The organism is Lewinellaceae bacterium, assembly GCA_020636135.1.
GTDB lineage: Bacteria > Bacteroidota > Bacteroidia > Chitinophagales > Saprospiraceae > JAGQXC01.
This window is the reverse complement of the sequence record JACJYK010000001.1, coordinates 3,107,538-3,131,141: the sequence shown is the minus strand read 5'-3', so window position 1 is coordinate 3,131,141 and position 23,604 is coordinate 3,107,538. Positions and strand designations below refer to the sequence as shown.

24 protein-coding genes are annotated in these 23,604 nt (G+C 49.6%); 5 read left to right on the top strand and 19 right to left on the bottom strand.

Translation table 11 applies throughout. The features are described 5' to 3' along the window. The first annotated feature begins 1 nt into the window (after position 1). Positions 2–613: a short chain dehydrogenase gene (locus H6570_12020; GenBank protein MCB9320005.1), complete on the top strand. Its 612-nt coding sequence runs from the start codon at positions 2–4 to the stop codon at positions 611–613. Between the two features lie 60 nt (positions 614–673). Here H6570_12020 and H6570_12015 read toward each other — a convergent pair whose 3' ends face one another. Then, on the bottom strand, positions 674–883 hold the full coding sequence (locus tag H6570_12015; protein ID MCB9320004.1) for a DUF2892 domain-containing protein: 210 nt from the start codon (positions 881–883) through the stop codon (positions 674–676). 269 nt (positions 884–1,152) lie between these two features. Then, positions 1,153–1,812, bottom strand: coding sequence for a Crp/Fnr family transcriptional regulator (locus H6570_12010; GenBank protein MCB9320003.1), 660 nt, complete (start codon positions 1,810–1,812; stop codon positions 1,153–1,155). Positions 1,813–1,969: 157 nt separating this feature from the next. On the opposite strand from H6570_12010, the gene H6570_12005 reads away from it, so the two are divergent. The 4 genes from H6570_12005 (at position 1,970) to H6570_11990 (ending at position 7,012) form a co-directional block, all read left to right on the top strand. Next, positions 1,970–3,106, top strand: coding sequence for a PQQ-dependent sugar dehydrogenase (locus H6570_12005; protein ID MCB9320002.1), 1,137 nt, complete (start codon positions 1,970–1,972; stop codon positions 3,104–3,106). Between the two features lie 140 nt (positions 3,107–3,246). Then, entirely contained in the window at positions 3,247–4,611 is a 1,365-nt protein-coding gene (locus tag H6570_12000; protein MCB9320001.1) for an MBL fold metallo-hydrolase, read from the top strand. A 2-nt stretch (positions 4,612–4,613) separates the two neighbouring features. Next, a complete protein-coding gene (locus H6570_11995) occupies positions 4,614–6,119 on the top strand; it encodes a thymidine phosphorylase family protein (protein MCB9320000.1) in 1,506 nt (501 codons plus the stop codon). Between the two features lie 5 nt (positions 6,120–6,124). Next, the gene (locus H6570_11990; GenBank protein MCB9319999.1) at positions 6,125–7,012 is read left to right on the top strand and encodes a ribose-phosphate diphosphokinase; all 888 of its coding nucleotides are present in this window, start codon (positions 6,125–6,127) and stop codon (positions 7,010–7,012) included. Here H6570_11990 and H6570_11985 read toward each other — a convergent pair. The 17 genes from H6570_11985 to H6570_11905 all read right to left on the bottom strand — a co-directional run bounded on the left by H6570_11985 (position 6,998) and on the right by H6570_11905 (position 23,604). Then, positions 6,998–7,894, bottom strand: coding sequence for a F0F1 ATP synthase subunit gamma (locus H6570_11985; GenBank protein ID MCB9319998.1), 897 nt, complete (start codon positions 7,892–7,894; stop codon positions 6,998–7,000). The genes H6570_11990 and H6570_11985 overlap by 15 nt on opposite strands. Beyond that, positions 7,891–9,423 (bottom strand): alternate F1F0 ATPase, F1 subunit alpha, encoded by a 1,533-nt coding sequence (locus H6570_11980; protein MCB9319997.1) that lies wholly within the window; start codon positions 9,421–9,423, stop codon positions 7,891–7,893. The genes H6570_11985 and H6570_11980 overlap by 4 nt, the downstream gene beginning before the upstream one ends. Then, entirely contained in the window at positions 9,404–10,225 is an 822-nt protein-coding gene (locus H6570_11975) for a F0F1 ATP synthase subunit B (protein ID MCB9319996.1), read from the bottom strand. The genes H6570_11980 and H6570_11975 overlap by 20 nt, the downstream gene beginning before the upstream one ends. Before the next feature lie 11 nt (positions 10,226–10,236). Continuing rightward, positions 10,237–10,506: a F0F1 ATP synthase subunit C gene (locus H6570_11970; protein MCB9319995.1), complete on the bottom strand. Its 270-nt coding sequence runs from the start codon at positions 10,504–10,506 to the stop codon at positions 10,237–10,239. Then, the gene (locus tag H6570_11965; protein ID MCB9319994.1) at positions 10,499–11,197 is read right to left on the bottom strand and encodes a F0F1 ATP synthase subunit A; all 699 of its coding nucleotides are present in this window, start codon (positions 11,195–11,197) and stop codon (positions 10,499–10,501) included. The genes H6570_11970 and H6570_11965 overlap by 8 nt, the downstream gene beginning before the upstream one ends. Continuing rightward, positions 11,181–11,492: a hypothetical protein gene (locus H6570_11960; GenBank protein ID MCB9319993.1), complete on the bottom strand. Its 312-nt coding sequence runs from the start codon at positions 11,490–11,492 to the stop codon at positions 11,181–11,183. Before H6570_11960 ends, H6570_11965 begins: the two co-directional genes overlap by 17 nt. Beyond that, entirely contained in the window at positions 11,485–11,814 is a 330-nt protein-coding gene (locus tag H6570_11955; GenBank protein MCB9319992.1) for an AtpZ/AtpI family protein, read from the bottom strand. The genes H6570_11960 and H6570_11955 overlap by 8 nt, the downstream gene beginning before the upstream one ends. Beyond that, complete coding sequence (locus tag H6570_11950) at positions 11,811–12,203, bottom strand: F0F1 ATP synthase subunit epsilon (GenBank protein ID MCB9319991.1); 393 nt, start codon at positions 12,201–12,203, stop codon at positions 11,811–11,813. Before H6570_11950 ends, H6570_11955 begins: the two co-directional genes overlap by 4 nt. A 4-nt stretch (positions 12,204–12,207) precedes the next feature. Next, entirely contained in the window at positions 12,208–13,623 is a 1,416-nt protein-coding gene (locus H6570_11945) for a F0F1 ATP synthase subunit beta (protein ID MCB9319990.1), read from the bottom strand. Positions 13,624–13,774: 151 nt separating this feature from the next. Then, on the bottom strand, positions 13,775–16,699 hold the full coding sequence (locus tag H6570_11940) for a hypothetical protein (protein ID MCB9319989.1): 2,925 nt from the start codon (positions 16,697–16,699) through the stop codon (positions 13,775–13,777). Between the two features lie 151 nt (positions 16,700–16,850). Then, positions 16,851–17,729 carry a polyphosphate kinase 2 family protein gene (locus H6570_11935; GenBank protein MCB9319988.1) on the bottom strand — a complete coding sequence of 293 codons (879 nt, stop codon included), beginning with the start codon at positions 17,727–17,729 and terminating at the stop codon, positions 16,851–16,853. Positions 17,730–18,084: 355 nt separating this feature from the next. After that, the gene (gene groL / locus H6570_11930; GenBank protein ID MCB9319987.1) at positions 18,085–19,713 is read right to left on the bottom strand and encodes a chaperonin GroEL; all 1,629 of its coding nucleotides are present in this window, start codon (positions 19,711–19,713) and stop codon (positions 18,085–18,087) included. Between the two features lie 52 nt (positions 19,714–19,765). Next, positions 19,766–20,029 (bottom strand): co-chaperone GroES, encoded by a 264-nt coding sequence (locus H6570_11925; GenBank protein ID MCB9319986.1) that lies wholly within the window; start codon positions 20,027–20,029, stop codon positions 19,766–19,768. 426 nt (positions 20,030–20,455) lie between these two features. Beyond that, positions 20,456–20,713, bottom strand: a complete 258-nt coding sequence (secG, locus tag H6570_11920) for a preprotein translocase subunit SecG (protein ID MCB9319985.1) — start codon at positions 20,711–20,713, stop codon at positions 20,456–20,458. A 2-nt stretch (positions 20,714–20,715) separates the two neighbouring features. Next, a complete protein-coding gene (locus tag H6570_11915; GenBank protein MCB9319984.1) occupies positions 20,716–21,852 on the bottom strand; it encodes a hypothetical protein in 1,137 nt (378 codons plus the stop codon). Next, positions 21,852–22,379: an LptE family protein gene (locus H6570_11910; protein ID MCB9319983.1), complete on the bottom strand. Its 528-nt coding sequence runs from the start codon at positions 22,377–22,379 to the stop codon at positions 21,852–21,854. Before H6570_11910 ends, H6570_11915 begins: the two co-directional genes overlap by 1 nt. Then, complete coding sequence (locus tag H6570_11905; protein ID MCB9319982.1) at positions 22,372–23,604, bottom strand: sigma-54-dependent Fis family transcriptional regulator; 1,233 nt, start codon at positions 23,602–23,604, stop codon at positions 22,372–22,374. Before H6570_11905 ends, H6570_11910 begins: the two co-directional genes overlap by 8 nt.

The following is a 23,604-nucleotide window of genomic DNA, read 5'->3' as shown; positions in this document are numbered from 1 at the left end:
TATGGAGCGTAAACGTGTATTGCTTATCGGAGCCACCGGCACGATAGGGTCTTATCTGGCCGATCAGCTGAAGGACCGGCATGAAATCATTGCCGCCAGCAAAAGCAAAAGCCCGGTACAGGTCGATATAACTTCGACGGATTCCATCACCAGGATGTATGAAGAAGTCGGTCCGGTTGATGCCGTGATTGTCACCGCCGGGAATGCCTATTTTGGAGATTTTACCACTATGAAGGAGGAAGACTTCTATCTTGGCATCCGCAGTAAAATGATGGGTCAAATTAATGCGGTGATGATCGGCAGTAAATACCTGAATCCGGGCGGTTCGTTTACCCTGACCACGGGCATCCTGGCCGATGATCCCATTCGGCATGGAGTTGGCCTGAGCATGGTTAATGGTGCATTGCATGCGTTCGTTCAGGCTGCAGCGATGGAAATGCCGGCAGGAATCCGTATTAATGCGGTTTGTCCGGGATTGGTAGAGCCTTCTTTGGGGAATTACGGACCATTTTTCCCAGGTCATTATCCAGTGCCAATGAACAAAGTACTGTATGGGTATCTAAAAAGCCTGGAAGGAGCACGAACCGGAGAGATTATCCGGATCTATTCCTGAAAAATCAAACCCGGACCAGGGCTTTCAGGCTCAGTCCGGGTCTGTTTTGATATTCAGGATTCAGGCTTTTTTATTGGGACAGGTGCTCAATCCAAATGGAAAATACAGAGGGCAAAAACTGACGATGCTGGTCAGCAGGAAAACGATTCCCAGGACCAGGAGTACAACTCCAAAGGTGCCGGTAACCGTGTGTGTGAAATACAGTAATCCAAATGCGATGGCTACAATAACGCGGATAATTCGATCCGTACTACCCATATTCTTTTTCATATCCATTGATTTTTTATGCTTTAAATAAACTAATGATCCAAACCAGGATGCTGACAATGCTGATGCACAAGATGCAAATCAAGATCAATTTGGGGCCGGTTTTCATTGTTTTCAGATCCATATTTCAAAGATAAAAAGGGTGTTTTGCGCTAAGCGGTGACTTTAGTCACTGGAAGGAGTATCCAGGTGTCAGGGTATCAGGGATTCAGGGTGACAGGGTTGGCACAAGAGCGTAAAAGCAATAGACGGATAGCGAACCTCAAACCGCATCAAATCAATTCAATACCGTCGTTCTTCTGGCGGATCTTACCTTCCATTTCCAATCGCTGGAGTGTGCGCGTGATCACCTCCCTTGCCGTACCCATATCCTGGGCAATTCTCCGGTGGGACAAATCAATAACCGCCCGGTGGGTATGCTGTCCCCGCTCCTGGAGATAATGCAACAGCCGGTCATCAAGGTTATGGAATAACACCAGCTGAATATTCTGCAGCAGGTCCTGATAGCGCTGGTCGAAAAGTTCCATAAACAGTTTGTTGAATGCCGGATAGGTCTCCGTCCATTGCTTTACCTGTTCGGTAGGCAACAGAAGCAACAGGCTTTCTTCTTCAGCTACAGCCGTAACACGCGACGGATCATTGTGCAAGCCGGCGGCAAAGGACATGATGCAGCTTTCCTTTGCTTCAATGTAATAGAGCAAAAATTCTTTGACATCGGAAGTTATGGACACCTTGACCAGACCTCTGAGCACCACCGGGATAACCTTAATGTACTGACCTTCACGTATGAGCGTACTCTGTGGTTCGACGGTGAGAAGCTTGCCTTCCTTAAGGAATAATGAAACCAGTTCGGGGCCCAGCCTTGGGAAATACCGCAGGACCAGCCACTCGGCTTCCTCATGCAGTGATTGGAATGATTCGGGTGGATTCATTGGTATAAAATACGACTTCCATGCCTATTCGTATAATCCATCACCATCAAGCTGGCTCAATACCTGATTTAGCTGGATTTCTGTACCGAATATGTAGCTCCATTTCATGGAAAATTAGGAGACCGGACTATCTTTACGGATCAATTAAAAACAAAGAATGAACCGCAATTACCAGCAACTATTAGTTACTCTTCTTTTCGTTTCCATTACGATGTTCCACTGTTCAAATGACTCCGGAATGGCGGAAGAGACAAGAACTCCCGTTTCGTTTTCCCTGGATACGGTACTAGAATTTGAAGGCGTGCCCTGGGCCCTGGAATGGTTACCAAACGGCGACATGCTGGTGGCAGATCGCAATGGCAAGCTACTGCGTTACGATGGCACCTCGATTCACGAGATCGGTGGTGTGCCTGAAGTGCGGGCGAAAGGGCAGGGAGGATTACTTGACCTGCAGCTGCACCCTGATTATGCCCATAACGGCTGGTTGTATTTTTCTTATTCAAAGGCTGATATGACCGGCGATTCCAGTAATACCTGTATCGCCAGGGCCAAAATCAATAACGATCAGCTGGTCCAGGTCGAAGAATTGTTTTGGGCATTGCCGCATGCAACCACCAGCCATCACTTCGGATCGAGAATAGAATTTGACAAGGATGGCTATCTCTTTTTCTCGGTGGGTGAACGCGGCAACTGGGACAACGCCCAAACACTGGAAAACCACAGCGGCAAGATCCACCGGTTGCATGACGATGGCAGAATACCCGATGATAACCCATTCGTCAATACTCCCGGAGCACAGGGATCCATCTGGTCCTATGGCCACCGCAATGAACAAGGCCTGCTATTCCACCCGGTCACCGGAGAGTTGTGGGAGAATGAACACGGTCCCATGGGTGGGGATGAAATGAATGTGATTGAAAAAGGGAAGAATTACGGTTGGCCTAAAATAACCTACGGCATCAATTACGACAGCACGGTTATCTCCCCGGATACCGTCATGGCCGGAATGGAGCAGCCCATCCTTTTCTGGAGGCCCAGCATCGCTCCCAGCGGACTGGCCTTTGTCACCAGTGCCAAATACCCGCAGTGGAATGGCAATGCACTCGTCGGATCTCTGCGCTTTCGCTATTTGAAACGCGTGGAACTAAATGGACATACAGTGGGCGCTCAGGAAGAACTGTTTCCTAATGTCGGCCGGGTAAGGGAGGTTAAACAGGCCCCGGATGGCTTCATCTATTTTACCGTTGATGAAGGCAAAGTATTCCGTATTGAACCGGTTTATGATGCGAGCTGAGGCTCAACATAGCTAGGTGATTGCTTATTTATTTGCCCTGCTGTAAAACGACCGCTCCTATTTCATAGGGATATGATTCATATCATTTTAACATCCCGTAATAAGTCGTAGAATCTGGTTTATACCTTAAAACCGGAGTTATGGGAGCGCAATTAACATTTTTCGGAGGTGCGGATGCAGTTACCGGATCAAAGTCTTTGCTGCAATACCAAAACTGGAATATTTTGGTGGATTGCGGTATGTTTCAGGGCCTTAAACGTCTGCGTCTCAAAAACTGGGAGCCTTCTGGTATCCCGGTGGATCAGCTTAATGCCGTATTATTGACCCATGCGCATCTGGACCACTGTGGCTATTTGCCGGTATTGGTGAGGGAGGGATTTAAGGGGCCTATCCATTGCACGACGCCGACCGAAGCCCTGGTAGGGATCATTCTGAAAGACAGTGCTAAAATCCAGGAAGAAGAAGCGGAGCGGGCAAATCATTATGGTTATACCATTCACCACCCTGCGCGTCCGCTTTATGATCTGGAGGACGTCATGCATTGCCTGCCCCTGATGGTTCCGCATGAATTTCATCAGTGGCAAAATCTTGATGACCAGTTCAGGTTCCAGTTCCGGAATGCCGGACATATCCTGGGTTCTGCCATGATTGAAATCCAAATGGGAGAGCATTCCATCCTGTTTACCGGCGACCTGGGCACCCAGCATCCATTGTTGCTGCCTCCGCCGGAGAAGGTAGCTGCGGTCGATACGCTGGTGGTGGAGTCCACCTACGGAGATCGTGAACATACGGATGGCGATGCGAAAGCAACATTGCATAAAATCATCTGGGAAACGTATCAGAAGGACGGAGACCTGATCATTCCGACCTTTGCAGTAGAGCGGGCTCAGGAATTGCTTTTTCTGCTCAGTGAATTGAAAGTTGAAAAACAACTGCCGGACGTGCCCATTTATCTGGATAGCCCTATGGGTGTAAGTGCCACGGCAGTGATGCTGAGGTCCAGTGAATGGCACACCCTATCCAATGCCCAAATCCAGGCCATGGATCATGTCGCCGATCTGATCGTGGATGTCAAGGCTTCCAAAGAGGCCGTGGCGGACCCGCGTCCCAAGATCGTGCTGGCAGGTTCCGGCATGATCACGGGTGGCCGTGTGCTGCATTACCTGGACAAAGGCCTGTCGGACCCGCGCAATACCGTCCTGCTGGTAGGATACCAGGCAGAAGGTACCCGGGGGCGTACGCTGGAAAATGGGGCGCAGGAATTGAAGTTTTTTGGATCTTACCATCCCGTTCGGGCAGCCATAAAGAAAATGGATTACCTGTCCGGACACGCCGACCAGCGGGATATTTTGGATTGGTTGCGTCAGTTTAAACAAGCGCCCAAAAACGTATTGATCAATCACGGTGAGCCGCACTCCTCCGACGCTTTACGGACGAAGATCCATCATGAACTGGGATGGAATTGTGAGGTTGCCCATATGCATCAAACGTATCAAATCAGCTGATTTTGGAAACGGTAAGGAATAATCATTTGACGATCAAGCGATTGGGTATTGACACCCAGGAGGAGTACTATGTCTATGTCCGTTACGATTGTCAGGTAGTACGATCCGAGGGTTTTGAGTCCCAAACCCGGGTATCGGTGCGCAAAGATGGCAAAGCCATCGTTGCTACCCTGAATACCATCCACAACCGGATGCTGCACCGCGGTGAAGCCAGCCTTTCGGAAAGTGCGTGGGCTGCGTTGGATTGTCAGGAAGGGGATACATTGACCTTGTCTCATATACCTCCGGTGGAGTCATTTGGCTTTGTTCGCGGCAAGTTTTACGGCAAGCGGTTTACCAGACTAGCGTTTCAGCAAATCATCCGTGACATCCTGGCCGGCAACTATTCGAAGGTTCATCTGGCTTCCTTTATTTCGGCCTGTGCGGGTGACAGCCTGGATCTGGAAGAGATCACCTGGCTTACGGAAGTCATGGTCGAATCGGGAATGCGTATGGACTGGGGAAAGGATGGTGTGGTTGACAAGCATTGTGTAGGTGGATTGCCCGGAAACAGAACGACCCCAATCGTCGTCTCCATTGTGGCAGCGGGAGGACTAACCATTCCCAAAACGTCATCCCGGGCCATCACTTCACCGGCTGGGACGGCGGATACCATGGAAGTAATGACCAGAGTTGACCTCACCGTGCCCGAGATCCGTGCGGTGGTCGAGAAGGAAGGAGGCTGCTTCGTATGGGGCGGGGCTATTCAGCTGAGCCCGGCAGACGATCTGCTGATCAAGGTGGAACGTGCAATGGATCTGGATAGTGAAGGCCAAATGGTGGCTTCCGTACTTTCAAAGAAAGCCGCTGCCGGCAGTAAACAGGTGGTGATCGATATCCCGGTGGGCCCCAGTGCGAAAGTGAGAACCCATCTGGATGCGCTCAAACTGAAATACTACTTTTCTGTGGTTGGAATGGCGCTGGGGATTGACATTGAAGTGATCATTTCTGACGGGACACAACCGGTTGGGGTAGGGGTAGGCCCCGCCCTGGAGGCAAAAGATGTACTGCGGGTTTTACGCTGTGACCCGGATGCACCGCAGGATCTGAAGAAACATGCTCTACAATTAGCCGGGCCATTACTGGAACTGGGAGGAAAGGCATCCAAGGGCAATGGTATCGCGATGGCAGAGCAACTCCTGAACTCGGGTGTGGCCTATCAGAAATTCCTGGCGATTTGCAATGCACAGGGCGGATTTAAAGAGCCACAAACTTCACAGATGCAGTTTGAGGTAACGGCCACCCACGCTGGGGTCGTGACCGCGATCAATTGCCGGTTGTTAAGTAAAGTGGCAAAATTGGCCGGAGCACCACTTGCAAAGACAGCCGGCCTGGAATGCCCGGTCAAGATCGGGGATAAAATTAAGAAAGGAGACCTGCTCTACCGTATCCATGTGGAGTCTCAGGGCGAGTTGGAATACGTTCAGGGATTCATTAAATCACAAGGGGATATTGTCCTGATCAAATGAATGAGATGTATTTAATGTATGTTTTTCCGGGTAATGAAGCATTGGGCAGCCTCCTAGCAAGCCATCCTGGTATTGAAACGGGTACCATGCATTTACATCAATTTCCGGATGGTGAAAGGCTGGTTCAGATCCGGGATGAAGTTGAAGGCCGGCAAGTTGTTGTTCTTTGTACATTACACGAACCCGACCAGGTCATATTACCCCTGCTTTTTCTCGCGGGGCTCTTGAAGCAGAAAGGGGCAGCAAGCATCGTGTTGCTGGCTCCCTATCTGGCCTACATGCGCCAGGACAAAGCATTTCATCCGGGTGAGGCTGTAACCTCGGACTATTTTGCACGGCTCATCAGCCAATGGTTTGATGCACTGATCACCATTGATCCCCACCTGCACCGGCACCATCATCTTTCTGAGCTGTATTCTATTCCTGCCTACAGCCTTCATGCGGAAGCATTGATAGCAGATTATATCCAAAAGAATATAAGCAGGCCCATCCTCATCGGACCGGATGCAGAAAGCGAACAATGGGTTTCTCGTATCGCACAAAAGGCAAAATGCGGGTTTATGATCCTCCATAAGGAGCGGCTTGGTGATAAATCTGTAGTCATCGAACAACCTTCCTCTGACCTGACGAAAAATTTCGTGCCCGTAATCGTGGACGATATCTTTTCAACGGGTGAAACCCTGGCGGTAACGATTGATCATGTATTAAAGGCTGGTTGGTCTGCACCGTATTGTATCGGGGTCCATGGGTTATTTGCCGGGCATGCCTGGGAAATGCTGCAGAATAAAGGCGTGAAACAGATCATAACCACCAATTCAGTGCCTCATCCTTCTAATGGCATTGATGTCAGTGCATTACTGTTTGAGAAATTACAACAACTATCCGGGGGGTGATTTCTTTTTTCGATCCGGCAGGGATTGTGCTCCCGCTATAACATCAAACATTTCTTCGTCGATGCTGTTTTGACGCAGTTGATGGTATTCTTGAGTAAGGCTGTTCAGGATTTCATCGATATTTTTATCGGCCCTTTCCATCGCGGCCAGGCGGCTGATGTTTTCACTTGCCAGTGATTCTGCACTCGCCCGGTATATCGTTACAAACAGGTATTCCCGGATCAGGGAGCGCATCATGGAAAGCGGATCCGGAAGGGCTTCCGGACGCTGCCGGGTTGGCCAGTTTTCACTTTTTATATTCTCCAGCCAGGTGCGGTCCAATGGTAAAAAACGTGTATGGACAGGATGATAGGCGGTTCCCTCTACCGGTTGATTGCTGAATAAATAAAAGGTGGTACCCGGATTTGCCTCCATGACTTTCTCTACCTGAGTCAGAATTTGCTGAATTAGAAAGGTGATGGATTCAATGGCGTGAGGGACTTCAAATTGCCAGGCAGGAGCCAGGCCAAGATCCTGTAACCGGGAGGGTAAAAAAGGTCCTACCGTCCACACTTCTTTATCACCCTGCAGTGTACTTAGAAATTGAGCAGTATCACGACAGATGATGTCGTTAAACTGACCGGCCAGTCCCTGCCCTGATCCAAAGACGATGGCTACATTAGTATTACCCGGACCAGCATTTTGTATTGCTGAGATCGGTAAGGACTGGAGGCAGACCATCATCCCTTTCCGGATATTCTGCGTATAGGTGTTCATGGCCTTCACGGCATGCTCGTACTGCTGCAGGTTGGAAGCAGACAGTGCTTTCATGGTGCGTACGACGGCATGCAGCTCATGGGCCATGCCCAGTTTATGCGCTAATCCTTCTAATGTTGCCTTCATGAACCTGTGGGTTTGAAAGCAGCAAGTGCCAGTTCACAGTGGTGGATCAGATGCTGTACTATGGTTTCATCGGGAGCCTTGCCGGCGTGTAATGCTTCCAGCTCGGATTTTGACAATTGTTGCGCTTGTGTACAAAGTGCGTGTTCCGCATCCTGGATTTTTTCCAGTGGCACATCATCCAGCAGCATTTGCTTCAGTGCTAGCAGGATGAGAACTTGTTCAGGAACCGGCATGGGTTTAAGGTTTGTCTGCTTGAGGATCTCCCTGATCCGTTTTCCATGTTCCAGGATTTTTTGAGTCCTGGCATCCAGTCGAGTGCCGAAGCGTGCGAAACTCTCCAGCTCTGCGAATTGTGAGTGGTTTAACTTTAGACTGGCTGTGACCACCTGGTAGATCGGCAGCTGTGCCTTATCACCTACCCGTGAAACGGATTTTCCAATGTCAATGGCTGGCAGGATGCCCAGTTCGAACAGGTCCGGTGAGAGATAGATTTGTCCGTCGGTGATGGAAATCAGGTTGGTCGGAATGTAGGCTGCAATATTTTGAGCTTCCGTTTCTACGATGGGGAGAGCAGTCAGCGACCCTCCTCCCAGCTCATCCCGCAGATGGGTTGCCCGTTCGAGGAGCCTGGAGTGCAGATAGAAAATGTCACCGGGGAATGCTTCCCTTCCGGGAGGCCGGCGGAGTAACAGGGACAGTTCGCGGTAAGAACGTGCATGCTGGGTGAGATCATCATAGACGATCAGGACATCCCGCCCCTGGTTCATGTAATATTCTGCCATGGTGGTGGCTGCATAGGGGGCGATGTAATTGAGTCCGGCAGGGGCATTGCCTTCCGATACCACGATGATGGTATAATCCATGGCACCCTGGTCCTGCAGGTTGGCATAGACCTTGGCCACCGATGATGCCCGCTGTCCAATGGAGCAATAGATGCAAATGACTTGCTGATCCCGTTGATTGAGGATGGTATCAATGGCAATGGCGGTTTTGCCAGTCTGGCGGTCGCCGAGGATCAATTCACGCTGTCCCCGTCCGATCGGAATGACTGCGTCAATGACCTTGATGCCGGTCTGGAGAGGGTAATTGACCGGGGCGCGGTCCATGATGGATGGCGCAATGACCTCGATGGGCCTTGTCTTGGTAAAATGGACGGGGCCTTTATCATCGAGCGGATTGCCCAGCGGGTCGATGACCCTGCCCAGCAATTCGTCGCCTACCGGAGCCTCCATCACCCGGCCGGTACGTTCTACCGAATCGCCGGCACGCAGATGCCAATAGTCCCCCAACAGAACTACTCCGATTTCATCCTCCTCCAGATTAAAGGCGATCCCATAAAGCCCTTTGGGAAACCTGAGCAGCTCTTCATAGCCCGTTCCCGGCAGACCTTTCACGCTGGCTATCCCATTGCCCACCGTATGGACCCAGCCCGTCTCCTGCAGCTTCAGATCTGGGTTGAAGGATTCACGAAGTCCTTTCAGATCAGTCAGCGTCTGATCAACTACCCGGTCAATGGATCTGTTCGACATCGATCTGTTTTTTATTGGTCTTCGATTTCCTGTGTTCATTGGAATCTGCTTTGGGATCCGATTGCTCAAGCTGGTCGTGTAATGTCTGCAGGTAATCGCCTACGGTCCAGGCCAGTTTATAACCGCCAACCGAAAGCACGATACCAGGTATTTCCTCCTGTTCGGTTTGAAAACGAAGCGGAATTTGGTTCTCTAGTTTTTGGGATACCGCATCTTTCAGTTCCTGCTGCTTCCTGGTAGTAAGTGCATAGGTGCTCCGTATCACCACTTCTGAACCCTGGGCGGAAGCCGCAGATTTAAGTGTGTCCACATCAGATTTTGCCAGCATCAGGAGCTTCCGGATGAACACATTGGTTATTCCTTCCTCCAGGGACTCGTCTGCCAGGTCCTTCATAGTCTTCCGCAGGGTGTCAATGACCTCGGTTTCCACCTTCCTTTTTAAAGTGTCCGTCATTTGTTTCTCCTCGTTTTTTAGGGACTGCCTGTACCGGTCCTGAAGAGTCTGATAGGTGTCCCTTGCTTCCTGCATCAGGCGTTCTTTTTCTTTGGTTGCCTCATCCTGGGCCTGGGTAAGGAGTGCGGACTTGTTTTTCAGCAATTGATCGTTCAGTTGTTGGTACTGCTGTTGCTCCTGATCAGCCTGGTCCTGTTTTTTCTTTGCTTCATCCAATTCGTTTGCAATCCGCAATTCCCGGGCATCGATCGCCTTGAGGATAGGCCGGTAGAGGAAGCGTTTAAGCAAAAAGATCAGGATCAGAAAATTGATCAATTGCGCGACAACCGTGAACCAATCTATCAACATAGCTTATCTATTTAAGATGCAATGAAATGGTTCCAGAACGGATTGGCGAAGATGAGGATCATTGAGATCACAAAACAGTAAATGGCAATGGATTCAATCATCGCTAATCCGACAAAAAGGGTTCTGGTTATCGTTGAGGCAGCGTCTGGCTGCTGCGCCAGTGACTGCATGGCATTGGCTACCGAACGGCCCTCCGCAAGCGCCGGGCCGATACATCCCAAGCCGGTGGTCAGACCGGCAACGGATATGGAGATCAATGCGACTAAGGTTGTGTTATCCATGTTGTATGTTTTTAGGTTGTTCATCATCTCCGCTGTTTAATGCGGCAGCGATGAAAACGGTGGCTAAAATGCTGATGATATATGCCTGGACGATCCCGGTCAGCAATCCCAGAAGACTCATGATGACCGGAAAGAACAATGGAGTGATGGCCAGAAGTATTCCCAGTATCATCGAACCACTCATCATATTGCCAAATAGCCGGATGGCCATCGCCAGGGTACGGGACAGCTCGGAAATGATATTAAAAGGCAGCATGACCGGCGTCGGCTCTAGATAAGTCTTAATGTAATTCAGCCAACCCCGTTGTGAAATGGCAAAATAGGGGACGGCCAGGAAAACACAGAAGGCCAGTGCAGCTGTGGTGGACAGGGAGCTGGTCGGTGGTTCATAAAACGGGAATATGGTACACAATGCCGCAAAGGCTACAAAAAGGAAAAGGGAGCCAATAAATCCGATATATGTCCTGGGATGCTTCAGGCCAATCTCTTTCAATTGATCCTGAATACCCAAAACAATGATTTCCAACCCTACCTGCCAGCGACCCGGATGATCGTCGGTGCGCAATTTTCTTGTGACCAACCTGGAGATGACCACCAGTACGATCATCAATACCCAGGTCCAGACAATGGTCGCATTGAGTTTGAAGAAACCGTGTTCCCAGAATATCGTATTATCAGGAGTGATGTGCATCGGTCTGCATTTTCATTTTATCATTGGCTTTACCGGCCTGCAACCAAAAGAGGATAAGCCGGGCCAGTACAAATCCCAAAAGGCAAATGACCATCCTTTGCCACTGTCCGGCAGATACGAGGTAGAAGCCCGTCAGCACGGTTCCGGTGCGGATGATGTTGCTGCCTAAAAACCAGAGTGCCGGCCTTTTGGCGGTCAACCCTTTTTTTGTGGTCCACCACAGCCCCTGGTAGAAAAACAAACCCACGGCAACGCCGGTGAGCAGGATGGCTGAATAAATGATGAGTTCATGCATCTTCCTTGTCATTTAATTCGTTATGAATTGCATTATTTTCTTTCCTGATCCAGTAGCCCGCATTGAAACATCCAAGTGCCAACCCTGCGAAGAGGAAGGTCAATGTCCAGGATACCTGATCATGCATTTTCCCGTCAAGCCAATGACCGAACAAGGCTCCCAGTAGTGAAGGTATAGTCACTGACCAGCCTACCAGACCAAACAAGCTGACATTCATCCAGATGCTCCGTTTGCCTTCCTTGCGGGCACGCATTTTCAATTGCTCCTTCGAAGCAATTTTTTTGGTAAAATCAGAGGTCTCCGGGCTATTGCGTACGGTCATGATTCGTTTTTAAGGGCATTGAAATTTCTTACGAAGTTGCGTTCCAGCTTAGCCAATGCCGTGTTCAATTCATTCTGAGTTTGCCTTTTCGCCATGAAGTCTTTTTCAACAGCCTGATGCAGGGTTCCCAGGTCGCCATCACTGATGGCATTATGAACGGAGATGATAACCTCCTCACCTGTTTTCACCACGATGCCTTCATCCACAGCCACAAACTTTTCTTCATTTTTGGAGGTCTCGTAGGTCAAAATGCCGGGTTCGAGGCAAGCCACACAGTCCAGCCGGTTTGGCCAGATCCCATATGACCCGCCGGTCGTCATGACAACCAACCTTTTTACCTGAGGTTCATCGACCAGCACGGCAAACGGAAGCAACACTTTAAGATGCAAGCATTCAAGATTCATGGTTATCCGGTTTAGACGTGGATGAATCCGGTTTCAGGTCGGTAATCGGGCCAATCATATAAAATCCTTGTTCCGGTTGATCTGCGAATGCATCGTTAAGAATTTGCTCACATCCGGTCAGGGCATCCTGCAGGGACACAAATTTACCAGGTATGCCGCTGAACTGCTCGGTGGTAAAGAACGGCTGTGTAAGAAAACGCTCCAGCTGCCTGGCCCGGGTCACAACTTTGCGGTCTTCGGCGGACAGCTGTTCCAATCCCATCATGGCGATGATGTCCTTCAATTCTTCGTATTGTGCGAGCGTACGCCGGATTGCCTGGGCTATCCGGTAATGACGTTCCCCGACGATACCCGGTGTGGCCATTTTTGAATTGGACTCGAGGGGATCGATAGCGGGATAAAGGCCTTCACTGGCACGTTTACGGGATAATACGATGGAGGCGGATAAATGCGAAAAGGTATGGACTGCCGCCGGATCCGTAAGATCATCCGCCGGTACGTAGACAGCCTGGATGGAAGTGATGGCACCCGATTCTGTATTGGAAATGCGTTCTTCCAATTGCGCCAGGTCAGAGGCCATGGTGGGTTGATAACCCAGCCTGGATGGCATTTGGCCCAGCATTCCGGACACCTCCATACCTGCCTGGATAAACCGGAAGATGTTGTCAATCAGAAGCAAAACATCCTTTTTTTCTTCATCTCTGAAATACTCGGCAAGTGTCAGTGCGGTAAAACCAACACGGAACCTGCTGCCGGGAGGCTCATTCATCTGACCGAATACCATGGCCATGTGGGGCAATACGCCGGCTTCTTTCATGGTACTGTACAATTCCTCGCCTTCGCGACACCGTTCTCCGATGCCGCAGAATATGCTTACGCCCTTCTGCTGCCCTACGATATTGTGGATTACTTCCGTCAGCAATACCGTTTTGCCTACCCCGGCGCCTCCGAATAACCCGGCTTTCCCGCCCCGCTCAAGTGGAGCCAGCACGTCAATGATTTTAATTCCGGTCTCAAAGATCTCGGTCTGGGCGGACCGGCGGCTTAAGGAGGGAGGCTGCTGATGAACCGATCGCCAGGTAATATCTACCGGATCGGGCAGGTGATCAATGGGCTTCCCGAATACGTTGAACATCCGGGATAGCACGTTATTGCCCGTCGGTGCTTCCAGCCGATGGCCCGTATTTTGTACGATACTTCCCCGGGCTAATCCTTCGGCAGGCGTCAATGCAATCCCTCGTACAACTTGTATATCCAGGAGAGACTGTACTTCTATGATGATCTGCTGATCTTTACCAGCGGTGAGCAGGGTAAAGATCTCAGGTAGCCCTTCGGTAAATCGAATATCGATTACGCTGCCTCTGACTGCCATCACACGGCCTTCGTGAACTGCTACTTCGGCCATTTATTGGGATTGCTTTTCTTATAAGAGTAAGTAAATTATAGCGGTCACAAATCATATGATATGGATCACTGTATCTGCGAATGGTTATAACCTACCTAAATCAAATGAGCATCCTGTAATGTCAAACGTCAATCCTGCACCGGCTTCTTATCTATTCCTGCCCGTTCATCGGGTCATCCCGTACCTCCACCACTATGTTTTGCTCCTGACTGCCCGATTGGACGGTGATCCTATAGAAGCCCGGCTTTGCCTCCTCAGGCATCAGTTTTGGTTCAAAGAAGGCCTGGCCTCCGGCATATCCACTAAACTGCTGGATCATATCCAGCCGTACAGCATGTATAGCCCGCAACCGGGTTGCTTCTGCGAGCTTTCCAGCCAGTTGGTTAAGGGTGTCCTGCAATGAAGCGGAAGCTACCATCTTTTTCAGGTCGCGGATGTTTTGGGTTAACCCAGACTTATAAGCTGTGATGGCTTCCTGCTGGATATCGGTCTGATAATGCCAGATCACCCGGTTCAAGCCCTGGTGTGCAGGACTTTTGATGATTTTCTTTCCAGGACCGAATGCATCCTGCACGGTGATGGTTACCGTGTCCGGAGAAGCATTTTTTTGCCAGAAATCGATATAGACCCCGCGCTCCGGGTTTTTACCACGAAATTCAAAATCAGGCTGTTTCCGACCGAGATTGATCCGGTCCCAGAGGGTGCCCTGCCGGGATTGGAACAAGTGGAAATCTTCCTGCATAACCTGCGGGGTCAGCTGTCGCAGCGGGCTGATATCATCCAGGATCCAGATGCTTCTGCCGTGGGTGCCGGCAATCAGGTCGCCATCACGGGGATGGATCAACAGATCATACATTGCTACGGTGGGCATGCCTGCCATCAGCTCCTGCCAGTGGGCGCCTCCATCCAATGAAACGTGGACGGCTTGTTCGGTACCCACAAAAAGTAAACTGGCATTGACCGGATCTTCGCAAAGAGAATACACGCTATAGTTGTCCGGCAGTCCAGCACTTAAGTTTTCCCATGTCTTCCCAAAATCACGCGTCCGGTATACATAAGGCTTCATGTCATCGTTCCGGTGGTTGTCAACGGTCACATAGCAGGTGCCTGCCTGGTGATGGGAAGGTTCAACCCGGCTGATCCAGGAGCGTTCGGGCAAACCTGGAATTGTGGTAGATGCGTCGAACCAGGTTGCTCCCCCATTCCGGGTCACTTGTACATGGCCGTCATCGGTGCCGACCCAGATCTCCTGATCATCGAGAGGTGACTCAGCGATCGTCATGATGGTGTAGTGATTCTCACCTCCGGTCACACTGCGGGTCAGCCCACCGCTGTTCGTTGGGTCCCTCCGCTTCGGATCATTGGATGTCAGGTCGGGGCTGATGATGTGCCAGGAATTCCCCTGATCCACTGTTTTGAACAGGTGATTGCCACCGAAGTAGAGGGTGTTCGGGTTGTGGGGCGACATCACCAAAGGGCTGTTCCAGTTGAACCGGAATTGCGGAGGCAGGGTAGGGCGGTCCTTTCGTTCGTAAAAAAACCAATGCTCACCCGGGTCGATGGTATAGCGGATGCGGCCGTCCGGGAAATCCGGATCGAAGTAATCTTTGAAATTCACCACGGTTTCCGGGGTAGGTGTGATGTATTGGTAATCACGGGTCTCGATATTCACTTTGGCGGCAAAACCTACGTGATTCACGATATAGGCAATACGGTAATTGGTCGGGTCAATCTGGGCATGAAAACCATCACCTTCGCCAAGCCAGGTATTGTGCATATTGAGTATGCCACGGTATTCACGGCTGTTGGAAGGTCCAATCCAAAGGGCGTTGTCCTGTAATCCGCCGATCACCCAGTACGGATCGCGCATGTCCACGCCGATCGCATAATATTGGCCAATAGCCATGTTATTAAACGATAGAAAGGACTTGCCGCCATCGATGGTTAGCCGTAGTCCCTGGTCAGTGGCCAGATACATGATTTTGTTATCGTTTGGGGCAATCCATAGATCGTGATCGTCTCCTCCCTGGGTATTCCAATCACGCTCATGGAAGGTCTTACCTCCGTCGTTGGATATACGGAAATCACGGCCCACAACATAGATATTATTGGCGTCGCTGGGGTCGATTTCAATTTGTCCGTGGTAAAATGGACGAACGGCATGCTTAAGTAGATATCGCCAGCTCTTCCCTCCGTCATCTGAACGATAAACTCCGGTGCCCGGAACGCCGGGAGGCAGGTTCTCGTCCGCTTCAACGGCAGCAACGAGGATCTTTGGATTGGCACGCTGGATAGACAGATCAATGTTGCCGGTTTCACCAGTGGGCAGGCCATTGGTCAGTTTGACCCATGATTTTCCACCGTCCTTGCTCATAAAAATACCACCATTGGGTCCACCACTGGTAAACCAGTCGGGTTCACGCAATCGCTGGTAGAAAGCAGCGTACAGGATATTGGGGTTGCCAGGGTGCATGACAATATCCGAGCATCCGGTTTTGCCGTCATCCGGCAGGCCGTTGGTTAGTTTGGTCCAGGACTTACCGCCGTCGGTTGTCTTGAATAACCCGCGATCACCGGAATAACCCCATAAGTGACCTTCTGCTGCAGCATAGACAATATTAGGATCCCTGGGATGAATCACAATGGTTTTGATGTGATTGGTGGTGGTAAGTCCCATGCGTTGAAAGGTCTTTCCTCCATCCAGCGATTTATAGATGCCATCACCCCAGCCGCTGCTATTGCGGTTTACGGATTCACCTGTGCCAACCCAGATGATCTCCGGATGTTCTTGACACAGGGTGACCGATCCGATGGATCCGGCGCCATAGCGGTCGAAGATGGCATCCCAGGTCCATCCGCCATTGGTCGAAAGGAAAACACCTCCGGAAGCGGAGGCGACCACCACATGCCGGTAGTCGGTATTGAGGGCATCGATGGCGGCAACCCTGCCCATCATATTTGCAGGGCCAATGTTACGCCAGGTGAGATCTCTGGATACATTATTGTCCTGCCGCTGGCTGTAGACCATTCCCGAAATCAGAAGAAGGAGAGTTACCAGTTGAATGCGATATTTCATGTTTGCTTTACCTTGAATTATAGGGAAAAAAGGTTTGACTCATTTCCCTCAGATGATCTGGTTCAAGATACGGAAAGCCCAACGTTATCGAAGGTAATTCCGAACTGGTAACAGCAATTATGCTGCGGAAATAAACAGTTTCCCTTAGGAGTTACAGCTTTTCTGCCGACAACTCTTCTTTCCCTTTTTGCAGAAGTTTCAATTCTTCGTCGGTAGGCAAGGGCATCTTGATGTTCATCCTGTCCAGGGTTTCGGCAATGATGTTTCCCATGATAACATGGGTATACAGTTTATGATCTGCAGGGATGATGTACCAGGGCGCGAACGTTGTTGACGTATGATTGATGGCTTGTTCATAAGCTTGCTGGTAGCTATCCCAGAAATGACGCTCCCGGATATCGTCGTAGGAGAACTTCCAGTTTTTTTCAGGATTGTGTATACGCTCCAGGAATCGCTGCCGCTGTTCTTCTTTCGAGAGATGCAGGAAGAATTTCAGGATGACCGTTCCATTTTCCGAGATCGTGCGTTCAAACTGGTTGATTTGACGATACCTGCGGTTCCAGAATGCCGGTGTGATGTCTTTGACTGCCGTGATACCGGGCAGATTCTCGGAAAGGATCAGCTCCGGGTGAACTTTGGTGATCAGCACATTTTCATAAACCGAACGGTTAAAAATGCCAATACGGCCACGGTCCGGCAAGCGAATGTAATGCCTCCAGATGTAATTGTGTTCCAGTTCCTGTGTGCTGGGATGTTTAAAGCTGGTGACCTCGCAACCCTGGGGATTGATGCCGGACATGATGTGCTTGATGGCGCTGTCCTTGCCTCCGCTGTCCATCGCCTGAAATAAAATAAGGAGTGCTCTGCGGTTTTCAGCGTACAAACGATATTGCAGATCGCTGATGTGCCCGATATCTTTCTTTAACTGGTGTTTGGCTTCTTTTTTAGTTAATCCTCCATCATCACTGGTTTTATAATCCGCTAATCGTATGGTTTTTCCCGGGGTGGCGATGTAAGCAGTGGTATCCATGGTGGTTGACTTTAGGTTGTCTGGTTGTTTAATCTAAGGATCGGTGTTGGTACTAAGATAGCTTTCCATGTGCTTTAATACCAAATCCGGTCCCGGTTACGATTGGCATCGTTTGTTCAAATAAAAGACTGTTTTGAGAACCTGATGTCACCGTCATTTAAGCTTGGATTATTCTAAAATAACAATTGATTCACAATGGATTCAATTAGCCGTACACATGAAGGATGGTGTTTTTTAGATTCAATTGCAAACAGCAATTTTGGTTTGATGCCTTGTTATTTAATCAGAAGGTTGGAAAATAAAAAAGGGAACCCGGATACCGGATTCCCTTTATTACTCAGTTTGAATGTTCTTATTACATCATTCCACCACCCGGCATGTGCGGAGGTGCAGCAGCCTCTTTCGGTTCCGGCTTGTCGTTGACGACACATTCGGTAGTCAGGACCATTCCGGCGATGGAAGCGGCGTTCTCCAAAGCAACGCGGGTCACTTTGGTCGGGTCGATGACACCTGCTTTTTTCAGGTCCTCGAATTCTCCGGTACGGGCGTTGTAGCCTTTGGCTCCTTTTGAAGCACGTACTTCCTGGAGGATCACAGAACCTTCCACACCGGCATTTTCAGCGATGATGCGCAGTGGAGCCTCGAGGGATTTGCGAACGATGTTAACACCGATGGCTTCATCCTCATTGGCGCCTTTCACGGCATCAAGTGCGGTGATCGCACGAACCAGGGCAACACCACCACCAGGTACGATACCTTCTTCGATAGCAGCACGGGTTGCATGCAATGCATCATCCACGCGGTCTTTCTTCTCTTTCATTTCCACTTCGGTAGGTGCGCCAACATACAGTACGGCAACCCCGCCGGACAGTTTAGCCAAACGCTCCTGCAATTTCTCACGATCGTAATCGGAAGTGGTTGTTTCGATTTGCTGTTTGATCTGGTTGATGCGGGCTTTGATCATAGACTCATCACCATGTCCATTTACGATGGTGGTGTTGTCTTTATCCACGGTGATCTTTTCGCAGCTACCCAGGTGTTCCAGTTCGGTATTCTCCAGTTTATAACCTTTCTCCTCGGAGATGACGGTGCCACCGGTCAGGATGGCGATGTCTTCCAGCATGGCTTTCCGACGGTCACCGAAGCCAGGGGCCTTTACGGCAACGATTTTCAGATTGGCACGCAGGCGGTTAACCACCAGTACACCCAAAGCCTGTGACTCGATGTCTTCAGCAATGATCAGCAGGGGACGGCCGGAGGAGATGGCTTTCTCCAGGATTGGCACGATATCCTGCATGTTGGAGATCTTCTTATCATGGATAAGGATCAGCGGATTTTCATATTCGGAGGTCATTTCTTCCGTGTTGGTCACGAAGTATGGTGACAAATAACCACGGTCGAACTGCATACCGAGTACTTCTTCTACATAGGTGTCGGTACCTTTGGCTTCCTCTACGGTGATCACACCGTCTTTGGAAACTCTTTTCATCGCATCGGCGATCAGGGAACCGATTTCATCATCGTTATTGGCGGAAATCGCAGCCACTTGCTGGATCTTTTTGAAGTCATCACCGATGGTTTCGGAGCTGCTGTGCAGATTTTCAACAACCGCGCGAACGGCTTTATCGATACCGCGCTTCAGGTCCATCGGGTTAGCACCGGCAGTAACGTTTTTCATACCGGCGGTCACCATAGCCTGAGCCAGGACTGTAGCGGTGGTAGTTCCGTCACCAGCCTGATCTGCAGTCTTGGAAGCGACTTCTTTCACCATCTGGGCACCCATATTTTCTACCGGGTCTTCCAGCTCGATGTCTTTAGCTACGGTAACACCATCCTTGGTTATGGAAGGAGCTCCAAAGCTTTTCTGTAAGACCACATTACGGCCTTTAGGGCCCAGGGTGACTTTCACCGCGTTGGCCAGGGCATCAATCCCATTTTTTAGTCTCTCTCTTGCTTCTGAGTTAAAGCTTATTTGTTTTGACATATGTCGTTGAAATTTTGGATTGTTTTAAAATAGGTTTCGGTGGTCGCTGTGTTTACAGGATCACCAGGATGTCATCCTCACGCATGATGAGGTAGTCATTACCTTCATAATTCAATTCCTGGCCGGCGTATTTGCCGTACAATACCACGTCACCTTTCTTAACGGTCATTGCATTTCCATCTTTACCAGGACCAACGGCGACGACTTCACCACGCTGTGGTTTTTCTTTTGCCGTGTCCGGAATGATAATACCACCTTTGGTCTTTTCTTCTGCCGGAGCTGGTTTAATAACAACTCGATCATTGATAGGCCTCATATCGTTTTTGTTTTTTGAAACTTTTGAGAAATTCTTCGATTACTTGTCCGTTGGACACCTTTCCATTAACATTTCTTATGCCATTTGGTTTTTCCTGTCATTTTTGCTTAATCTGTCAGGTTCATGACGAATCAAGGTCCCTGACGATGTGACAGGATGACAGATTTTATCAGCGATTGAAATGTTTTCTGCCATACTTTGCAGGTAAAGGCTGCTGCACACTATTTTATTGGTCCAAGTTTCCCCGCTTGGTGCCTGCTGTTCATTCCCGGAATCTTGCCTTGACGATCAGGTATTTGAAAGGGTAGTCACAAGTAAGATACCTTGTTTGTCCAGGTGACCATTTTCAATGGATTTGCTGAAAAATAAAAAGCTGTACGGAGCAAGTGCCTCGTACAGCCATGATAATAATTTTCAAGTGGTTTATTAGCCTGCCGGCGTTACCGGTGTGGTAGCACCACCGACCATGATGGCACTGATTATGCAGAGTATGAACAGGGCTGCTGCCAGTCCCCAGGTCAATTTTTCAATGAAATCAGTGGACTTTGCTGCACCAAACATTTGATTTGCACTGCTCCCGCCAAAGGTGGAGTCAATACCTCCTCCTTTAGGGTTCTGGATGAGAACCACTAACATCAGCAGGACACAAACAAAAGCAGTAAACACGGTGATAAATCCTAACATGATTATAGATTTTCGCGAATGATTCGAATTTGGTCCGCAAAGTAACTACTTTTTTCCGGACTTTTCAAGGCTAATCTTTCGTACATCTGGATGGCGAGATCGCGGAATCCCTGATTGTACAATAGCTTGGCCAGGGTTTCCGAACCGATATGGTCCTTGACTTCATTGCTGCTTTTCGCCAGCTCCACATATGGATTTTTAGTGTCCTGCTCGGATGAACCGGAGGTGACTTGTTCCGGGGAAAGGTTTGGTTCCACTTCGGGCGTTAAAGCAGGTTCCTTTTCTTCGGATTTTGAAGTCACCGGAATTTGATTGTTTCCAGTCGAAATGGCCCCCTCCGTAGTCTCTTGCTGCGGAGCCGTCAATGGAATGTCCAGGTCTATCTCCTCATCTTCTTCCAGTGGAATGGATGGCTCTTCGAATGGCCGACGCAGATCATGCAGCCATTTGGTGAATGGGGATATGCCGTTCCCATTCGGTACGGTAGGAATGGTCCTTGAAGCTTGTTTTTCTTTTGAGGACGGTACCGGTTTTTCAGCTGAGACAGGAGTCTTTGATGCATTGGCCTCCACTGGAACGGCCGGTATGACTGGGGATTCCGGGGTTATCTCCGGCTTTGGTCCGACTGGTATTTCTCCGGATGACAGCATGGTTTTGATGATGGCCGGAATCAGGGTCGGATCGGAGCCCTGCATTTGAGGCGCGGTATCTGTTTCAGGTACTTCTACCGGTATTTCTGCAGGTAATTCTTCGACAGACACCAGGTTATTTTCCAGTGAACCGGTCGTTGTATCGGAGGTTTCTTCAGCCATTTCTTCCGGTATGGCATGATCCTCCTCTCCGGTCATTAGTGGTATTTTGGTCGCATAACGCTGGGCCTGAACCGGCATCTCCTTTTCAACCTCAAATGTATCCCAGGTCTGTTCTTCGACCTGACGGAAAAAATGGGATCGCTGTGTGGCGTAAATGACATCACCTTCTGAAAAGGCTCCTTCCTGCAGGTATTGTTTTTTGGCTTTCAGGAGATGAAGGTTTTGGCTGTATGGGTATTGCGCCAGCCAGGCTTCCAGCTCTTCCTGCTTCAGATCCTGCACGCGGCTCAGATCGGTTAAATAATATATCAGGTCTTTTTTTTCCACTACCAGTCTCCGAAGGCTTTCTGGAAAATTTGTTCCAAGATTTGATCAAATATAGTTTTTATCTTTTCATCTTGAACATCAGAAAGGTTTTCATCTGCTTCAAAATCAGCATAAAAGGTGAAAGATTGCTTCCAGTTTTTCGTGTCATCCTTCCGATAGGTGAAATTGACCTCCACGGTTATGGTGAGCCGGTTGAATGCGCCGGAGGTGCCTCCGATGGCTTGGTCGTTGGCCGATGGCGCTTCGTAGGATACGTCAAAACGTGTGATTCCTCCGGAGAATTCAATGTCTGCATCACCATTGACCAGGTTAAGCTTGGTCTCATTTCGGACCTTGTCTTTCAGCGATTCGGTAAATTGGTTAAAGATGGTTGGAGGAGGAGCGTTACCACCTCGTGTTTGATCTTCGAATGGTATGGCGCTGAACGTTGATGCCTCATCCGGAATGCTGATCCCCTTAAAACTGTAGCAACCGGAGAAAAAGGCGATGGATAGCGTCAGCAGCGTAATTGTTTTCCACTTAGTCAAGATGATACTGATTGATTTTACGATACAACGTGCGTTCGGAAATGCCTAGTTCCTGTGCTGCATATTTACGCTTTCCCTGATGCTTGCGCAATGCTTTGAGGATTAACTCTTTCTCCATTTCTTCGATCGAAAGGTTTTCTTCGACTACTTCCGTTTTGGCATAGGTGTCCCGGGCCGAGTCGGAGAGGATGATCGGGCGATCATCGTGGGGCCTGCTTTCGGGGAACGGTTTCTGGGCTTCGATCAGGGGCGGAGACATCGACCCTACTTCGTATTCGGGCATGTCCAGATTATTGGTGGAGATCAGACCAAATACAAGCTGCTTCAGATCCGTCAGATCACTTTTCATGTCGAAGAGCAACTTGTAAAGAATCTCCCGCTCGGAGAGATTTTCCTTACTTGCATCGATATGCTGGACGGGTAAATTCCTTTTAAGGAACTGAGGAAAAAAGTGGGCGAGTGTTTCCGCATCGATCTCGTTTTGATCGGTTAACACGGATAGTTGCTCGGCAAGGTTCTTCAACTCCCGGATATTGCCGGGCCAGGAATAATTTTCCAGAATTTGTACGGCATCGTCGGTCAGCACAATGGAAGAGGTCCGGTACTTTTCTCCGAAATCATGGGCAAACTTCCTGAAAAGCATATAAATATCTTCTCTCCGTTCCCGCAGCGCCGGCACATAGATGGGTACGGTGTTCAGCCGGTAGTACAGATCTTCACGGAATTTTCCTTCTTTTATCCGCACCAACAGATCGACGTTGGTTGCGGCGATCACCCTTACATCGGTTTTCTGTACTTTGGAACTTCCCACCCGGATGTATTCCCCGGTTTCCAGAATACGCAACAGATAGGCCTGGGTGTCCAAAGGCATTTCTCCGACCTCATCCAGGAATATGGTACCACCGTGGACGGTTTCAAAATAGCCTTTCCGGTCACCGGTAGCGCCGGTGAATGCTCCTTTCTCATGGCCGAATAATTCGGAGTTGATGGTTCCTTCCGGGATAGCTCCGCAGTTGACTGCAATGAAGGGCGCATGTTTGCGGTTACTTAACCCGTGAATGATCTTTGAAAATACTTCCTTGCCGACTCCGCTTTCTCCATTGATCAGCACAGTGAGGTCGGTGTTGGCCACACGGATGGCGGTGCTCAGGGCACGATCCAGGAGAGCAGAACGCCCGATGATACCAAAGCGTTGTTTGACCGATTGGAGGCTGGTTTCCGCCAT

What these genes read in the sequence shown, in the direction of transcription:
- H6570_12020 (MCB9320005.1), top strand. Translation starts at nt 2, where the DNA reads ATGGAGCGTAAACGTGTATTGCTTATCGGAGCCACCGGCACGATAGGG.
- H6570_12015 (MCB9320004.1), bottom strand. Translation starts at nt 883, where the DNA reads ATGAAAAAGAATATGGGTAGTACGGATCGAATTATCCGCGTTATTGTA.
- H6570_12010 (MCB9320003.1), bottom strand. Translation starts at nt 1,812, where the DNA reads ATGAATCCACCCGAATCATTCCAATCACTGCATGAGGAAGCCGAGTGG.
- H6570_12005 (MCB9320002.1), top strand. Translation starts at nt 1,970, where the DNA reads ATGAACCGCAATTACCAGCAACTATTAGTTACTCTTCTTTTCGTTTCC.
- H6570_12000 (MCB9320001.1), top strand. Translation starts at nt 3,247, where the DNA reads ATGGGAGCGCAATTAACATTTTTCGGAGGTGCGGATGCAGTTACCGGA.
- H6570_11990 (MCB9319999.1), top strand. Translation starts at nt 6,125, where the DNA reads ATGTATTTAATGTATGTTTTTCCGGGTAATGAAGCATTGGGCAGCCTC.
- H6570_11985 (MCB9319998.1), bottom strand. Translation starts at nt 7,894, where the DNA reads ATGAAGGCAACATTAGAAGGATTAGCGCATAAACTGGGCATGGCCCAT.
- H6570_11980 (MCB9319997.1), bottom strand. Translation starts at nt 9,423, where the DNA reads ATGTCGAACAGATCCATTGACCGGGTAGTTGATCAGACGCTGACTGAT.
- H6570_11975 (MCB9319996.1), bottom strand. Translation starts at nt 10,225, where the DNA reads ATGTTGATAGATTGGTTCACGGTTGTCGCGCAATTGATCAATTTTCTG.
- H6570_11970 (MCB9319995.1), bottom strand. Translation starts at nt 10,506, where the DNA reads ATGGATAACACAACCTTAGTCGCATTGATCTCCATATCCGTTGCCGGT.
- H6570_11965 (MCB9319994.1), bottom strand. Translation starts at nt 11,197, where the DNA reads ATGCACATCACTCCTGATAATACGATATTCTGGGAACACGGTTTCTTC.
- H6570_11960 (MCB9319993.1), bottom strand. Translation starts at nt 11,492, where the DNA reads ATGCATGAACTCATCATTTATTCAGCCATCCTGCTCACCGGCGTTGCC.
- H6570_11955 (MCB9319992.1), bottom strand. Translation starts at nt 11,814, where the DNA reads ATGACCGTACGCAATAGCCCGGAGACCTCTGATTTTACCAAAAAAATT.
- H6570_11945 (MCB9319990.1), bottom strand. Translation starts at nt 13,623, where the DNA reads ATGGCCGAAGTAGCAGTTCACGAAGGCCGTGTGATGGCAGTCAGAGGC.
- H6570_11940 (MCB9319989.1), bottom strand. Translation starts at nt 16,699, where the DNA reads ATGAAATATCGCATTCAACTGGTAACTCTCCTTCTTCTGATTTCGGGA.
- H6570_11935 (MCB9319988.1), bottom strand. Translation starts at nt 17,729, where the DNA reads ATGGATACCACTGCTTACATCGCCACCCCGGGAAAAACCATACGATTA.
- groL (MCB9319987.1), bottom strand. Translation starts at nt 19,713, where the DNA reads ATGTCAAAACAAATAAGCTTTAACTCAGAAGCAAGAGAGAGACTAAAA.
- H6570_11925 (MCB9319986.1), bottom strand. Translation starts at nt 20,029, where the DNA reads ATGAGGCCTATCAATGATCGAGTTGTTATTAAACCAGCTCCGGCAGAA.
- secG (MCB9319985.1), bottom strand. Translation starts at nt 20,713, where the DNA reads ATGTTAGGATTTATCACCGTGTTTACTGCTTTTGTTTGTGTCCTGCTG.
- H6570_11905 (MCB9319982.1), bottom strand. Translation starts at nt 23,604, where the DNA reads ATGGCGGAAACCAGCCTCCAATCGGTCAAACAACGCTTTGGTATCATC.